At 59.6% G+C, this 14,402-nt stretch carries 12 protein-coding genes; all 12 read right to left on the reverse strand.

Annotated elements, in window-relative coordinates; translation table 11 throughout:
- On the reverse strand, positions 1-1,785 hold the full coding sequence (gene nuoC, locus U862_RS0102785; RefSeq protein ID WP_025108994.1) for an NADH-quinone oxidoreductase subunit C/D: 1,785 nt from the start codon (positions 1,783-1,785) through the stop codon (positions 1-3).
- Between the two features lie 72 nt (positions 1,786-1,857).
- The gene (locus tag U862_RS0102790; protein ID WP_003223809.1) at positions 1,858-2,532 is read right to left on the reverse strand and encodes an NADH-quinone oxidoreductase subunit B family protein; all 675 of its coding nucleotides are present in this window, start codon (positions 2,530-2,532) and stop codon (positions 1,858-1,860) included.
- Positions 2,533-2,542: 10 nt separating this feature from the next.
- Positions 2,543-2,956: an NADH-quinone oxidoreductase subunit A gene (locus U862_RS0102795; protein ID WP_003223812.1), complete on the reverse strand. Its 414-nt coding sequence runs from the start codon at positions 2,954-2,956 to the stop codon at positions 2,543-2,545.
- 645 nt (positions 2,957-3,601) lie between these two features.
- Positions 3,602-4,927 (reverse strand): isocitrate lyase, encoded by a 1,326-nt coding sequence (aceA, locus tag U862_RS0102800; protein WP_016775277.1) that lies wholly within the window; start codon positions 4,925-4,927, stop codon positions 3,602-3,604.
- 475 nt (positions 4,928-5,402) lie between these two features.
- Positions 5,403-6,140: a secretin N-terminal domain-containing protein gene (locus U862_RS0102805; RefSeq protein WP_025108995.1), complete on the reverse strand. Its 738-nt coding sequence runs from the start codon at positions 6,138-6,140 to the stop codon at positions 5,403-5,405.
- A 243-nt stretch (positions 6,141-6,383) separates the two neighbouring features.
- Positions 6,384-6,809, reverse strand: coding sequence for a GNAT family N-acetyltransferase (locus U862_RS0102810; protein ID WP_025108996.1), 426 nt, complete (start codon positions 6,807-6,809; stop codon positions 6,384-6,386).
- Positions 6,802-7,971 carry a cupin domain-containing protein gene (locus U862_RS0102815; protein WP_025108997.1) on the reverse strand — a complete coding sequence of 390 codons (1,170 nt, stop codon included), beginning with the start codon at positions 7,969-7,971 and terminating at the stop codon, positions 6,802-6,804. The genes U862_RS0102810 and U862_RS0102815 overlap by 8 nt, the downstream gene beginning before the upstream one ends.
- 86 nt (positions 7,972-8,057) lie before the next feature.
- On the reverse strand, positions 8,058-9,428 hold the full coding sequence (gene purB / locus U862_RS0102820) for an adenylosuccinate lyase (protein WP_025108998.1): 1,371 nt from the start codon (positions 9,426-9,428) through the stop codon (positions 8,058-8,060).
- Between the two features lie 126 nt (positions 9,429-9,554).
- Complete coding sequence (gene hflD, locus U862_RS0102825; RefSeq protein WP_025108999.1) at positions 9,555-10,178, reverse strand: high frequency lysogenization protein HflD; 624 nt, start codon at positions 10,176-10,178, stop codon at positions 9,555-9,557.
- Positions 10,175-11,299: a tRNA 2-thiouridine(34) synthase MnmA gene (gene mnmA / locus U862_RS0102830; RefSeq protein WP_025109000.1), complete on the reverse strand. Its 1,125-nt coding sequence runs from the start codon at positions 11,297-11,299 to the stop codon at positions 10,175-10,177. Before mnmA ends, hflD begins: the two co-directional genes overlap by 4 nt.
- A 59-nt stretch (positions 11,300-11,358) precedes the next feature.
- On the reverse strand, positions 11,359-11,805 hold the full coding sequence (locus tag U862_RS0102835; protein ID WP_025109001.1) for an NUDIX hydrolase: 447 nt from the start codon (positions 11,803-11,805) through the stop codon (positions 11,359-11,361).
- Between the two features lie 195 nt (positions 11,806-12,000).
- Complete coding sequence (locus U862_RS0102840; RefSeq protein WP_025109002.1) at positions 12,001-14,226, reverse strand: NADP-dependent isocitrate dehydrogenase; 2,226 nt, start codon at positions 14,224-14,226, stop codon at positions 12,001-12,003.
- Between the last annotated feature and the right edge of the window lie 176 nt (positions 14,227-14,402).

Here is a 14,402-nt window from a genome sequence, read left to right on the forward strand (position 1 = left end):
TTAGCGGTCCACGTCGGCCATAACGAAGTCGATACTACCCAGGTACGCAATCAAGTCCGCGACCATGCTGCCTTTGATCACCGAAGGGATCTGTTGCAGATGCGGGAAGCTCGGAGTACGGATCCGGGTACGGTAGCTCATGGTGCCGCCGTCGCTCGTCAGGTAATAACTGTTGATGCCCTTGGTCGCTTCGATCATCTGGAAGGATTCGTTGGCCGGCATGACCGGGCCCCACGAAACTTGCAGGAAGTGCGTGATCAAGGTTTCGATGTGCTGCAGCGTGCGCTCTTTCGGCGGCGGCGTGGTCAGCGGGTGATCCGCCTTGTACGGGCCTTCCGGCATGTTGCGCAGGCACTGGTCGATGATCTTGATGCTCTGGCGCATCTCTTCGACGCGGACCATGCAGCGGTCGTAGGCATCGCCGTTGGCAGCCAGCGGAACTTCGAACTCGAAGTTCTCGTAGCCGGAGTACGGACGCGCTTTACGCAGGTCGAAGTCGCAACCGGTCGAACGCAGGCCGGCACCGGTGACGCCCCACTCCAGGGCCTCTTTGGTGTTGTAGGCAGCGACGCCGATGGTACGGCCCTTGAGGATGCTGTTCTGCAGGGCAGCCTTGGTGTATTCGTCGAGGCGCTTTGGCAGCCATTCAACGAAGTCTTTCACCAGTTTGTCCCAGCCGCGCGGCAGGTCGTGGGCAACACCGCCGATGCGGTACCAGGCCGGGTGCAGACGGAAACCGGTAATGGCTTCAATCACCGTGTACGCCTTCTGGCGGTCGGTGAAGGTGAAGAACACCGGAGTCATGGCGCCGACGTCCTGGATGTAAGTCCCCAGGAACAGCAGGTGGCTGGTGATCCGGAAGAACTCGGCCATCATGATGCGGATGACGTCGACCTTCTCGGGCACCTTGATGCCGGCCAGCTTCTCGACCGAGAGCACGTACGGCAGGTTGTTCATCACGCCGCCGAGGTAGTCGATACGGTCGGTGTAAGGGATGAAACTGTGCCAGGACTGACGCTCGGCCATCTTCTCGGCACCACGGTGGTGGTAACCGATGTCCGGCACGCAGTCGACGATCTCTTCACCGTCCAGTTGCAGAATGATGCGGAAAGCACCGTGCGCGGAAGGGTGGTTCGGGCCGAGGTTGAGGAACATGTAGTCCTCGTTGGCACCGGAACGCTTCATGCCCCAGTCTTCAGGACGGAAGCGCGCGGCTTCTTCCTCAAGCTGCTGCTTGGCGAGGTTGAGGCTGTACGGATCGAATTCGGTGGCGCGCGCCGGGAAGTCCTTGCGCAACGGGTGACCTTCCCAGGTCGGCGGCATCATGATGCGCGACAGGTGCGGGTGGCCTTTGAAGTCGATGCCGTACATGTCCCAGACTTCACGCTCGTACCAGTTGGCGTTCGGCCAGATGCTGGTGACGGTCGGCAAGCTCAGGTCGCTTTCGGACAAGGCGACTTTGATCATCACGTCACTATTACGCTCAAGCGACATGAGGTGATAGAACACGGTGAAGTCGGCGCCCGACGGCAGCCCTTGACGCTTGGTGCGCAGACGCTCGTCCACGCCGTGCAGGTCATAGAGCATGACGTACGGCTTGGGCAGGTTGCGCAGGAAGGTCAGGACTTCGACGAGTTTGGCGCGAGCCACCCACAGCACCGGCATGCCGGTGCGAGTCGACTGAGCGGTGAACGCTTCGGCGCCAAAACGGTTGTTCAATTCGACGACCACATCCTGGTCGTCTGCCTTATAAGGCGGGATGTACAGAGCGCTGCCTGTAGTCATGGTTATTTTTTCGCTTTCGGTCAACGTAAAGAATGAAGCCAGCTTCTCGTTTCTTTGTAAGAACAGACTGGATCAGACTTCGTCAGGGCTGCGCAGGTTGGTGACTGCGATTCGCTGTTCGCGGCGCTGTTCTTTCTGCGAAGGCATGTCGGCGCGATAAACGCCTTGATCACCAACGACCCAGGACAGTGGGCGACGCTCCTGGCCAATCGATTCCTGCAACAGCATCAAGCCTTGCAGAAATGCTTCTGGACGGGGCGGGCAGCCAGGTACGTAGACGTCCACGGGCAGGAACTTGTCCACCCCTTGAACCACGGAGTAGATGTCGTACATGCCACCGGAGTTGGCGCACGAGCCCATGGAAATCACCCACTTCGGCTCGAGCATTTGCTCGTAGAGACGCTGAATGATCGGCGCCATCTTGATGAAGCAGGTGCCGGCGATAACCATGAAGTCGGCCTGACGCGGTGATGCCCGGATAACTTCGGCGCCAAAGCGCGCGATGTCGTGGGGCGCCGTGAAGGCGGTGGTCATTTCCACATAGCAGCACGAAAGGCCGAAGTTGTACGGCCACAGGGAGTTTTTACGCCCCCAGTTGACCGCGCCACTCAGCACGTCTTCGAGCTTGCCCATGAAAATGTTTTTGTGGACTTGATCTTCTAACGGATCGGAAACGGTCTCCCGTTCGCCAATCGGATATTGCTCGTTAGGAGCATCGGGGTCGATTCTGGTGAGATTGTATTGCATTGCCAAAGCCTCATTGTTTCAGCTTCGCCTGCCGCTTGCGACGAGCTTCCGGAGCCCAGTCAAGGGCGCCCACTCGGAACAGGTAGACAAGACCTGCCAACAGAATTGCTATGAAAACGAGAGCTTCGACGAATCCGGTCCAGCCGCTTTCGCGGACGGACACAGACCATGCAAAGAGAAAGAGGGCTTCGATATCGAAGATCACGAACAGCATCGCGACCAGATAGAATTTGGCTGAGAGCCGCAAGCGGGCGCCACCGGTAGGTAGCATGCCGGACTCGAACGGTTCGTTTTTGCTGCGGCCCCAGGCTTTTGACCCGAGGAGGCTGGAGACGCCGAGCATGAAGGCACACAGGCCGACTACACCCAGAAGGAAAATGGCAAAGCCCCAGTTGTGGGCCATGAGTCCTGTCGCTTCGGGCATGCTGGTAATCCTTAACAGAGAGCAAAGGTCTCTGAGCTTGATAAAGAAATAAGGCAGTGACGATATGTCGCAGCAATCAATCGGGCTGATTTTATGGCTAAACACCCAGCAAGTAAAATTCCTATAGCGAAATTATTTATTGGAATAAGGACATAGCGCACCTCCAATGCCCTGCAGCCCATGCGTTGCGGGCATTAGCCGGGTTTACGCGAATTATGTTTTGTGGGAAATGTAACGAACATAGTTACTGCTAAATGATAATTAATATCGTTTGGAGTGGTTTTGTAACTGTTTAGCGGTGCAGTAATCGGAAAGTTGTCTTATATGCCCGTTACTGCAAGTAGCGGTGGCGAGCGTTTTACCGGTTTTTTGTGACGCGGGTACCGCTCTGGATCAATGTTTTTTGTCGCGGCTGACGCTTTTCCTGTGGGAGCGAGCCTGCTCGCGAAAGCGGTGGATCAGTCACTGCATGTGCAAGCTCACACAGCGCCTTCGCGAGCAGGCTCGCTCCCACAAGGGATTTGCGGTGCCGGTGAGGTTTTCAAAGGCAAAAAAACGCCCCGAACCAGTCGGGGCGTCAGTCGTGCAGCTCTGCGGTTAGCTTTCTATCCGATCCGCAAAGGCCGTTTGCTCAGCGAAGCCGAATCAGTGGAACTGTTCTTCTTCGGTCGAACCGGTCAGTGCGGTGACCGAGGACGAGCCACCCTGGATCACGGTGGTCATGTCGTCGAAGTAGCCAGTGCCCACTTCCTGCTGGTGAGCCACGAAGGTGTAACCCTTGGCGGCGTCAGCGAACTCCTGCTCCTGCAGCTTCACGTAGGCAGTCATGTCGTTGCGGGCGTAGTCGTGCGCCAGGTTGAACATGCTGTGCCACATGTTGTGAATGCCGGCCAGGGTGATGAACTGGTGCTTGTAACCCATGGCGGACAGTTCGCGCTGGAACTTGGCGATGGTCGCGTCGTCCAGGTTTTTCTTCCAGTTGAAGGAAGGCGAGCAGTTGTACGACAGCAGTTGGTCCGGGTATTCCTTCTTGATCGCCTCGGCGAAGCGACGGGCTTCTTCCAGATCCGGCTTGGCGGTTTCGCACCAGATCAGGTCGGCGTACGGCGCGTAAGCCAGGCCACGGGCGATTGCCTGATCCAGACCGGCACGTACCTTGTAGAAGCCTTCCTGAGTACGCTCGCCAGTTACGAACGGCTGGTCGTACGGATCGCAGTCGGACGTCAGCAGGTCAGCAGCGTTGGCGTCGGTACGGGCCAGGATGATGGTTGGCGTGCCGGCAACGTCAGCCGCCAGACGTGCAGCGGTCAGCTTCTGCACGGCTTCCTGAGTTGGAACCAGTACTTTGCCGCCCATGTGGCCGCATTTTTTCACGGAAGCCAGTTGGTCTTCGAAGTGAACGCCGGCGGCGCCTGCTTCGATCATGCTCTTCATCAGCTCGTACGCGTTCAGCACGCCGCCGAAACCGGCTTCAGCGTCAGCCACGATTGGCGCGAAGTAGTCGATGTAGCCGTCGTCACCCGGGTTCTTGCCGGCTTTCCACTGGATCTGGTCAGCGCGACGGAACGAGTTGTTGATGCGTTTGACCACGGTTGGAACCGAATCCACCGGGTACAGCGACTGGTCCGGGTACATCGATTCTGCGGAGTTGTTGTCCGCAGCCACCTGCCAGCCCGACAGGTAGATTGCCTGGATACCGGCTTTAACCTGCTGAACAGCCTGGCCGCCGGTCAGGGCGCCCATGCAGTTGACGAAATCTTTCTCTGGGCGGAAGGACGGCTTGGCACCCTGGGTCACCAGGTTCCACAGCTTCTCGGCGCCCATTTTCGCAAAGGTGTGCTCAGGTTGAACCGAGCCACGCAGACGGACGACGTCAGCAGCGGAGTAAGTGCGAGTCACGCCTTTCCAGCGCGGGTTTTCAGCCCAGTCTTTTTCAAGGGCTGCAATTTGCTGTTCGCGTGTCAGTGCCATGGAGATAAACCTCGTCGCGTCTTTATGAAAAGTTGTTCTGCGGTGGAAAATTCCTGCGCTCGCTGACCAGAAGCTTAGGTGGTCAAGTCGGATTCGGCGGGGTAGGCGACGGGATGAACGATGGGCTCGAGGGGAAGTGAGCAGGTAGTGGCGCACTGCGGAGCGCATTCGGGCGTCGTGGGCCTTTATACGAACTACAGCGTGAAGCCGGGTTACCTAATTACGCTTCCGTCCCTCGGGACAACTTCGTTCCAGTCGGCAACCTCGTCAAACACACCTTGTGGGCGGTACAGACACGAAGCGGTTCGCGGGGTAGGTGCGAAACATCGCTTCGAAGGCCCTTGCCAGGGCCTCTGATTAGCGGGAGCGAGGCCATCATGCCTTCGCTTTTTTGCCTCGTCAAACGTTTTGTAGTGCTTTTTTTCAAGCACTACATCTTTCGTCTAATACGACTAATCAGTCAGTTTTCGGTGCTTTAGTCCAGGGTGTCGACTTTCACCCGTAAAGTCATGTCATCCCGGCCTTGAGTAGAGTAGCTGCGGGTCTGGCTCTGTTTGTCGGCCTGGGTTTCGCGGTTTATGCCGGCGAGGGTGATCCACTCTCCCAGCCGGCCGCTGACGGTTGTGTCGGTACTTTGCACGTTCACTACATCGGGACGTTCCTGGCTCATGCGGTCACGGTTGGTACTGATTGCCAGGTGAACGATGTCGCCGGTGACGCTGGCGGTGACGTAGAAGCCCTGGGTGACGTTGCGGTATTGGGTCTGGCTGCTGTAATCGCCGTAGGAGTTGGTCTGGCTGCTGGTGATCGGCACGCTCTGGCCGACCTGGATCAGTGCCGGTGCGCCTTCGCTGGCCTGTACCTGCTGGATGCCGCCATCACGGCTGGCGGTGCTGTAGTTGATGATCCTGGTCTGTTGGTCGCCGGTGTTCTGCTGGTTGTTCTCGTTGGTGTCGACGGTGATCAGCAGGCGCTTGGGCGCGGTGTCGAGCTGAGTGACCAGGGCTTTGAGTTCCTGAATCTTGTCTGGCTCGGCCTTGATGATCAGCTGGTTGCCATAGGCGCTGACCTGGCCGTCCTTGCCGATGAAGTCTTGCGCCATCGGCAGCATGTCGGCGCTGGTGCGGTATTTGAGGGGCACGATTTCGGTGGCTGCCATCACCGAAAAACTGCAGGCGAGCAGCAGGGTGGTGAGCAGGGTGCGTAGGGACATGTCCGTTATCTCCGCTTTCGAAAGGCTTGATATTGCCAGTTTGTCGGCCCGGGGTGGGGCAAGTTGAATCGTAGACAGCAAAACGCCCCGGCATCTGAAAATGGCGGGGCGTTTTGTGGTGTTCTGAAGGGCCTCTTCGCGAGCAAGCCCGCTCCCACATTGGATCTCTGCGGGGCACAAAATCTGTGTTCGCTGGAGATCCCCTGTGGGAGCGGGCTTGCTCGCGAATGCCGCGACGCGGACTTATGCCGAATGCCGAACCATATCGACATGCGGAATCCCGGCTTCGAGGAATTCCTCACTGACCAGGCTGAAGCCCAGACGCTCATAGAACGCCGTGGCTTGCACCTGCGCGCTGAGCATCTGCTGCTTCAGCCCGCGGGCTTCAGCTTCGGCGATCACTGCTTGCATCAGCGCATCGCCGACCTTCATCCCGCGCCAGTCTTTGAGCACTGAAACGCGACCGATGTGCCCATCAGGCAACAGGCGCGCAGTGCCGATCGGAAAGTCGCCTTCGAACGCCAGAAAATGCACGGCGGTCGCGTCATCCGCGTCCCATTCCAACTCAGGTGGCACCGATTGTTCGGCAATGAACACCGTTTCACGAATGCGCCGGATCTCGGCGATGTCCTTCTGCCAGTCTGCGACACGTACGCGAATCTTATTCATCGGCGAATCCCAGGCTGCCCTGTTTGACCAGCTCGCACAGCAGACCGCGGCCGTCTTCGTCGTTCAGCCACTCGCCGAGGTTGTCGGCGTGCAGCGCGTCGGCGGCGCAGATCATCTTCAGCAGCTCGCGCAGCTTGCCCGGCAGGTAACGGCTCTGGCCGCTGGCGAACAGCAGCAGGTCGTCATCGACTTCCGACCAGGCCAGGCGCGCGCTCGGGTTGCGGATCAGCACGGCACCGTCTTGCAGGGCAGCGAGGAAGTCATCTTCTTCGACGTCTTCCGGACCGACCACCAGTTCCGGGTAGCGCGGCTCGGTCATGTACTGGCCGAACCAGGTCAGCAGCAGGCGCTCATCGCTCATGTGCTCGGCGAGCAGGCTTTTCAGGCGATCCAGTGCATCGTGCTGAATCTGATGCGGATCGATGGCTGGCTTGGCGTCGGCATCGGTGTAGCGCTCTTCGTCAGTCAGGAACTGGCTGAGGAAATCGGTGAAGTGTGTCAGCACTTCGGAAGCGCTCGGTGCACGGAAGCCGACCGAGTAGGTCATGCAGTTGTCCACGGCTACACCGCAGTGGGCCAGGCGCGGCGGCAGGTAAAGCATGTCACCCGGTTCCAGAACCCACTCTTCAGTCTCGTGGAATTCGGCGAGGATGCGCAGGTCGGCGTGTTGCAGCAGCGGGCTCTCGGAGTCGCACATCTGGCCGATTTTCCAGTTGCGCTTGCCGTGGCCTTGCAGCAGGAACACGTCGTAGTTGTCAAAGTGCGGACCGACGCTGCCACCCGGGGCGGCGAAGCTGATCATCACGTCGTCAACGCGCCAGCTCGGCAGGAAACGGAAGTTTTCCAGCAGCTCGCTGACTTCCGGGACGAACTGGTCAACCGCTTGCACCAGCAGGGTCCACTCTGTTTCCGGCAGTTTGCTGAACTCGTCTTCAGCGAACGGGCCGCGACGCAGTTCCCATGGGCGCTCGCCGTGTTCGATCACCAGGCGCGATTCGACTTCTTCTTCCAGGGCGAGGCCGGCCAGTTCGTCGGCGTCGATCGGGCTTTCGAAGTCAGGAATCGCCTGGCGGATCAGCAATGGCTTTTTCTGCCAGTAGTCGCGCAGGAACTCGCGCGCCGTGATGCCACCCAGAAGTTGAAGAGGAATATCGGGATTCATATGTAACCTATTGAAAAAAAGCACTTTTCAGACGGGAATAAAAACGCCCGGCGCGGCCGGGCGTCTCAAACGGGTCAAGCGGTCGATCAGATGCGTTTGGCTTGTGCTACAGCGTTGCCGATGTAGTTGGCCGGAGTCAGCTGTTTCAGCTCGGCTTTCGCTTCGGCTGGCATGTCCAGGCCGTCGATGAAAGTCTGCAGCGCTTGCGGGCTGATGCCTTTGCCGCGCGTCAGTTCTTTCAGTTTCTCGTACGGGTTTTCAATGTTGTAGCGGCGCATTACGGTCTGGATCGGCTCAGCCAGAACTTCCCAGCAAGCGTCGAGGTCGGCGGCAATCTTCTGCTCGTTGAGTTCCAGTTTGCTGATGCCTTTGAGGCTGGCTTCGTAGGCGATCACGCTGTGGGCAAAGCCGACACCGAGGTTACGCAGTACGGTGGAGTCAGTCAGGTCGCGCTGCCAGCGGGAGATCGGCAGTTTGCTCGCCAGGTGCTGGAACAGTGCGTTGGCGATGCCCAGGTTGCCTTCGGAGTTTTCGAAGTCGATCGGGTTGACCTTGTGCGGCATGGTCGACGAACCGATTTCGCCGGCGATGGTGCGCTGCTTGAAGTAACCCAGGGAAATGTAGCCCCAGATGTCACGGTCGAAGTCGATCAGGATGGTGTTGAAGCGCGCGATCGCGTCGAACAGCTCGGCGATGTAGTCGTGCGGTTCGATCTGCGTGGTGTACGGGTTGAAGCCCAGGCCCAGCTCGTCTTCGATGAAGGCGCGGGCGTTGGCTTCCCAGTCGATCTGCGGGTAGGCCGACAGGTGCGCGTTGTAGTTGCCGACAGCGCCGTTGATTTTGCCCAGCAGCGGAACGGCAGCGACCTGAGCGATCTGACGCTCGAGACGGTAAACCACGTTCGCCAGCTCTTTACCCAGGGTGGTCGGCGAGGCCGGTTGACCGTGGGTGCGCGACAGCATCGGCACGTCAGCGAAGCGGATCGCCAGTTCGCGGATGGCGTTGGCGGTCTGGCGCATCAGCGGCAGCATTACGTCGTCACGGCCTTCGCGCAGCATCAGGGCGTGGGACAGGTTGTTGATGTCTTCGCTGGTGCAGGCAAAGTGGATGAACTCGCTGACCTTGGCCAGCTCCGGCAGCTTGGCCGCCTGCTCCTTGAGCAGGTATTCGATCGCCTTGACGTCGTGGTTGGTGGTGCGTTCGATCTCTTTGACGCGCTCGGCGTGCTCCAGCGAGAAGTTGTCAGCCAGTTCATTCAGAACGGCGTTGGCCTCGGCGGAGAAGGCTGGCACTTCCGGGATACCGGCGTGGGCGGCCAGGCGCTGGAGCCAGCGCACTTCAACCAGAACGCGGGCACGGATCAGGCCGTACTCGCTGAAAATCGGGCGCAGGGCCTGGGTTTTGCCGGCGTAGCGGCCGTCAACAGGGGAAACCGCAGTGAGCGAAGAGAGCTGCATGGGGTGTTCTCGGACAGTCGGGCAACGAAATGGGGCGCGTATCATACATGAAAAAATCCGCCGGTCCGTTGCCAACTGACCGGCGTATTACGCGCTACAGACTACAAAATTTTATTGCGCGACGATTTACTCGCTGCGCATCAACGGATACAGCTCTTTGAGCAGCTTGCGCCGGCTGATCACCAACTGCCAGCGGTGGCCGCCGAGCTGTCGCCACAGGCGTGCCGAGCGGATGCCGGCCAGCAGCAGTGCACGGATCTTCGAAGCGTTGCTCGGTTGCTGCAGGTTGCGCATGTCGCCATGCACCTGAATGCGTTGGCGCAGGGTGCTCAGGGTGTCCTGATACAGCGCGCCACAGGCAGCGACCACGTTTTCGTGGGCCGGGCCGAAGTGTTCGACCTGCGACTGGATCTGCGGCAGGCGCTTGCCGATGGTGTCGAGCATGTCGTTACGTTTGGCCAGTTGCCGCTCGAGGCCAAGCATCGACAGGGCGTAGCGCAATGGCTCGCGCTGCAGGGTGCTCGGGTCGCGTTCGAGCGCGCCGATCAAGGCCCGGTAACCTTCGCGCAGATTGATGTCGTCGCCGCCGTACACGTCCAGTGTGTCCTTCGGGTCGCGCACCAGCAGGCTGCCGAGCATGCAGCTCAGGCCCGCCTCGCTGGTCTGGCCGGTCTTGGCGATCCGGTCGACCAGCACGGCGGCGAGAAACACGCCGCCCAGCGCCGTCAGTTGCTCCTGAGTCGGGCTCATGCCTGGCCGCTCCACGGCTCGGCGACTTCGATCACGCCGCCGCCAAGGCAGATTTCACCGTCGTAGAACACCACCGATTGGCCCGGAGTGACCGCGCGTTGCGGTTCGTCGAACACGGCGCGGTAGCCGCTGGCGGTTTTTTCCAGGGTGCAGGCCTGGTCGCTCTGGCGATAGCGAACCTTGGCAGTCAGGCGCAGCGGCTGGCTCAGGTCGATCGGGTTGACCCAATAGATTTCCGAAGCGAGCAGGGCGCTGGAGAACAGCCATGGATGATTGTTGCCCTGGCCGACGATCAGTTCGTTGGTATCCAGATCCTTGCGCAGCACGTACCACGGTTCGTCGCCGGCATCTTTCAGGCCGCCGATGCCCAGACCCTGACGCTGGCCGATGGTGTGGTACATCAAGCCGTGGTGACGGCCGATGACTTCGCCTTCGGTGGTTTTGATTTCGCCCGGTTGTGCCGGCAGGTATTGCTTGAGGAAGTCGCTGAAACGACGTTCGCCGATGAAGCAGATTCCGGTGGAATCCTTCTTCTTGGCGGTCGCCAGCTCGTATTTCTCGGCAATTGCGCGTACTTCCGGTTTTTCCAGTTCGCCGACCGGGAACAGGGTCTTGGCGATCTGTTCGCCGCCGACGGCGTGCAGGAAATAGCTCTGGTCCTTGTTCGGATCGAGGCCCTTGAGCAGTTCGGTGCGGCCCTCGATGTCGCGGCGACGCACGTAGTGGCCGGTGGCGATCAGGTCGGCGCCGAGCATCATGGCGTAATCGAGGAACGCCTTGAACTTGATCTCGCGGTTGCAGAGGATGTCAGGGTTCGGCGTGCGCCCGGCCTTGTATTCGGCCAGGAAGTGCTCGAACACGTTGTCCCAGTACTCGGCGGCGAAGTTGGCGGTGTGCAGCTTGATACCGATTTTGTCGCACACAGCCTGAGCATCCGCCAGGTCGTCCATGGCGGTGCAGTATTCCGTTCCGTCGTCTTCTTCCCAGTTCTTCATGAACAGGCCTTCCACCTCGTAACCCTGCTCGATCAGCAGGAGAGCGGAAACGGAAGAGTCCACGCCGCCGGACATGCCGACAATGACGCGCTTCTTGGATGTGTCAGAAGGGGCTGGATCACGCATAGGGATTCAATGAGTGTCTTGAAAAAGGACGCGATTCTATCAGGCTCACGGCCTCAAGGCTAAAGAGAAGGGCGGATCAGTTCGAGACTGAAGTGATGACCGGCCAGATAATCGTCGATGCAGCGGATGATCAGCTCGCTGCGCCAGTTATCGCGCTGGGCGATTAATTCGTCGCGGGTCAGCCACTTGGCGCCGACGATGCCGTCATCGAGTTGATAGTCGGGGTGGTGTTGCACGGCTTTGGCGCTGAAGCACACGCGCTGGTAAGTCACGCCGTTGCTCGGAGCGGTATACAGGTAAATGCCGATCACGCCGGTGGGTTCGACGTCCCAGCCGGTTTCTTCGAGGGTTTCGCGCACGGCGGCTTCGATCAGGGTTTCGTCGGGGTCGAGATGGCCGGCGGGCTGGTTAAGCACATTACGTCCGGCCTTGTGCTCTTCGACCATCAGGAAGCGGCCGTTGTCTTCGACGATGGTGGCGACGGTGATGTGGGGGAGCCATTCCATAAAACTTCCTCAATCTCTTGGTTAAAACCCGATCCCTTGTGGGAGCGAGCCTGCTCGCGAAAGCGGTGGGTCAGTCAATGAAGATGTTGAATGATAAACCGCATTCGCGAGCAGGCTCGCTCCCACAGGGGGGGTATTGCAGGCAGAAACACAAACCCCGGCACGGGGCCGGGGTTTGTTTACAGCGCTACAACCTTATACCAGCGCAGCAATTGCCGCGTTGAAGGTTGCGCTTGGGCGCATGGCCTTGCTGATCAGCTCGGCATCGGCGTGGTAGTAACCACCGATGTCCACTGGCTTGCCCTGAACGGCGTTGAGTTCGGCAACGATGATCGCCTCGTTCTCGGTCAAGGTTTTGGCCAGGGTCGCGAACTGCGCTTGCAGTGCAGCGTCTTCGGTCTGGGCGGCCAGGGCCTGAGCCCAGTACAGCGCCAGGTAGAAGTGGCTGCCGCGGTTGTCGATGTTGCCGACTTTGCGCGATGGCGACTTGTTGTTGTCGAGGAACTGGCCGGTAGCCTGATCCAGGGTCTTGGACAGCACCAGCGCTTTCGGGTTGTTGTAGTTCACACCCAGATGCTCGAGGGACGCTGCCAGTGCGAGGAATTCGCCCAGCGAGTCCCAGCGCAGGAAGTTCTCTTCAACCAGTTGCTGCACGTGCTTCGGAGCCGAGCCGCCGGCGCCGGTTTCGAACAGACCACCGCCGTTCATCAGCGGCACGATCGACAGCATCTTGGCGCTGGTGCCCAGTTCCATGATCGGGAACAGGTCGGTCAGGTAGTCACGCAGAACGTTACCGGTGACCGAAATGGTGTCCTTGCCTTCGCGGGTGCGCTGCAGGGTGTACTTCATTGCGTCGACCGGGGCCATGATCTGGATGTCCAGGCCGGTGGTGTCGTGATCCTTCAGGTAAGCCTGAACTTTCTCGATCACTACGCCGTCGTGGGCGCGCATCGGGTCCAGCCAGAAGATTGCCGGGGTGCTGCTTGCGCGAGCGCGGTTGACGGCCAGTTTGACCCAGTCCTGGATCGGGGCGTCTTTGGTCTGGCACATGCGGAAGATGTCGCCGGCTTCAACAGCCTGTTCCATCAGCAGGGTGCCTTTGCTGTCGGTCACGCGAACCACGCCGTCAGCCTTGATCTGGAAGGTCTTGTCGTGCGAGCCGTACTCTTCGGCTTTCTTCGCCATCAGACCAACGTTTGGCACGCTACCCATGGTGGTCGGGTCGAAAGCGCCATTGGCTTTGCAATCTTCGATCACGGCCTGGTAGATGGTCGCGTAGCAACGATCCGGGATCACAGCCTTGGTGTCGTGCAGTTGGCCGTCGGTGCCCCACATTTTGCCGGAGTCACGGATCATCGCCGGCATCGAGGCGTCGACGATAACGTCGCTTGGCACGTGCAGGTTGGTGATGCCCTTGTCGGAGTTGACCATCGCCAGCGATGGGCGAGCGGCGTAGACCGCTGCCATGTCGGCTTCGATCTGAGCTTGTTGCTCGGCTGGCAGGGCCTTGATGCGCGCGTACAGATCGCCGATGCCGTTGTTGAGGTTGAAGCCGATCTGGGCCAGCACGTCAGCGTGCTTGGTCAGGGCGTCTTTATAGAACTCGGCAACGATCTGGCCGAACATGATCGGGTCGGAGACCTTCATCATGGTCGCTTTCAGGTGAACCGACAGCAGCACGCCTTGTGCCTTGGCGCTGTCGATTTCAGCGGCGATGAACGCACGCAGGGCGTTTTTGCTCATCACGGCGCAGTCGAGGATCTCGCCGGCCTGAACAGTGGTTTTTTCTTTCAGGACGGTAGCGGTACCGTCTTTGGCGATCAGCTCGATCTTCACAGCGTCAGCGGCGTCGATCAGGGCAGCTTTTTCGCTGCCGTAGAAATCGCCGGTGCTCATGTGAGCGACGTGGGACTTGGAGTCCTTGGCCCAGGCGCCCATTTTGTGCGGGTGCTTGCGCGCGTAGTTCTTGACCGACAGCGGAGCGCGGCGGTCGGAGTTGCCTTCACGCAGAACCGGGTTCACGGCGCTGCCCTTGACCTTGTCGTAACGCGCCTTGGCGTCTTTGTCGGCGTCGCTGGTCACGGTTTCCGGGTAGTCCGGCAGGTTGTAACCCTGGGCTTGCAGCTCTTTGATCGCCGCTTGCAGCTGAGGAACCGAAGCACTGATGTTCGGCAGCTTGATGATGTTGGCTTCAGGCGTAACGGCCAGAGCGCCCAGTTCGGCGAGGTGGTCGGCTACGGCTTTGTCGCCCAGTTGCTCGGGGAAGCTGGCCAGGATGCGTGCTGCAAGAGAGATATCGCGGGTTTCCACGGCGATATCGGCCGAGGCGGTGTAAGCCTCGATGATCGGCAGCAGGGAATAGGTGGCGAGGGCTGGAGCTTCGTCGGTGAAGGTATAGATGATCTTCGAGCGGGTGGGCATATTCGGATTAACTCTCTCTTCTTTGCTAAAGCGTGCGCAGAAACTCGAGGGGCGCCGGGTAAGCGCGTTCGTTCAAAGTCATCCATGAACCGAATGTCGAGATTCTTCGCGGTGATGTTGGGTGCATCAGTAGAGCGTCAAGCAGTCGGACTGCGGTAACAACCCGACCAATCAGG

This window comes from Pseudomonas sp. H1h (assembly GCF_000633255.1).
In the GTDB taxonomy this organism is placed as follows: Bacteria; Pseudomonadota; Gammaproteobacteria; order Pseudomonadales; family Pseudomonadaceae; genus Aquipseudomonas.

Bases quoted from the DNA above. Each gene is read 5' to 3' on its own strand.
- nuoC (WP_025108994.1), bottom strand. From the start codon at position 1,785: ATGACTACAGGCAGCGCTCTGTACATCCCGCCTTATAAGGCAGACGAC.
- U862_RS0102790 (WP_003223809.1), bottom strand. From the start codon at position 2,532: ATGCAATACAATCTCACCAGAATCGACCCCGATGCTCCTAACGAGCAA.
- U862_RS0102795 (WP_003223812.1), bottom strand. From the start codon at position 2,956: ATGCCCGAAGCGACAGGACTCATGGCCCACAACTGGGGCTTTGCCATT.
- aceA (WP_016775277.1), bottom strand. From the start codon at position 4,927: ATGGCACTGACACGCGAACAGCAAATTGCAGCCCTTGAAAAAGACTGG.
- U862_RS0102805 (WP_025108995.1), bottom strand. From the start codon at position 6,140: ATGTCCCTACGCACCCTGCTCACCACCCTGCTGCTCGCCTGCAGTTTT.
- U862_RS0102810 (WP_025108996.1), bottom strand. From the start codon at position 6,809: ATGAATAAGATTCGCGTACGTGTCGCAGACTGGCAGAAGGACATCGCC.
- U862_RS0102815 (WP_025108997.1), bottom strand. From the start codon at position 7,971: ATGAATCCCGATATTCCTCTTCAACTTCTGGGTGGCATCACGGCGCGC.
- purB (WP_025108998.1), bottom strand. From the start codon at position 9,428: ATGCAGCTCTCTTCGCTCACTGCGGTTTCCCCTGTTGACGGCCGCTAC.
- hflD (WP_025108999.1), bottom strand. From the start codon at position 10,178: ATGAGCCCGACTCAGGAGCAACTGACGGCGCTGGGCGGCGTGTTTCTC.
- mnmA (WP_025109000.1), bottom strand. From the start codon at position 11,299: ATGCGTGATCCAGCCCCTTCTGACACATCCAAGAAGCGCGTCATTGTC.
- U862_RS0102835 (WP_025109001.1), bottom strand. From the start codon at position 11,805: ATGGAATGGCTCCCCCACATCACCGTCGCCACCATCGTCGAAGACAAC.
- U862_RS0102840 (WP_025109002.1), bottom strand. From the start codon at position 14,226: ATGCCCACCCGCTCGAAGATCATCTATACCTTCACCGACGAAGCTCCA.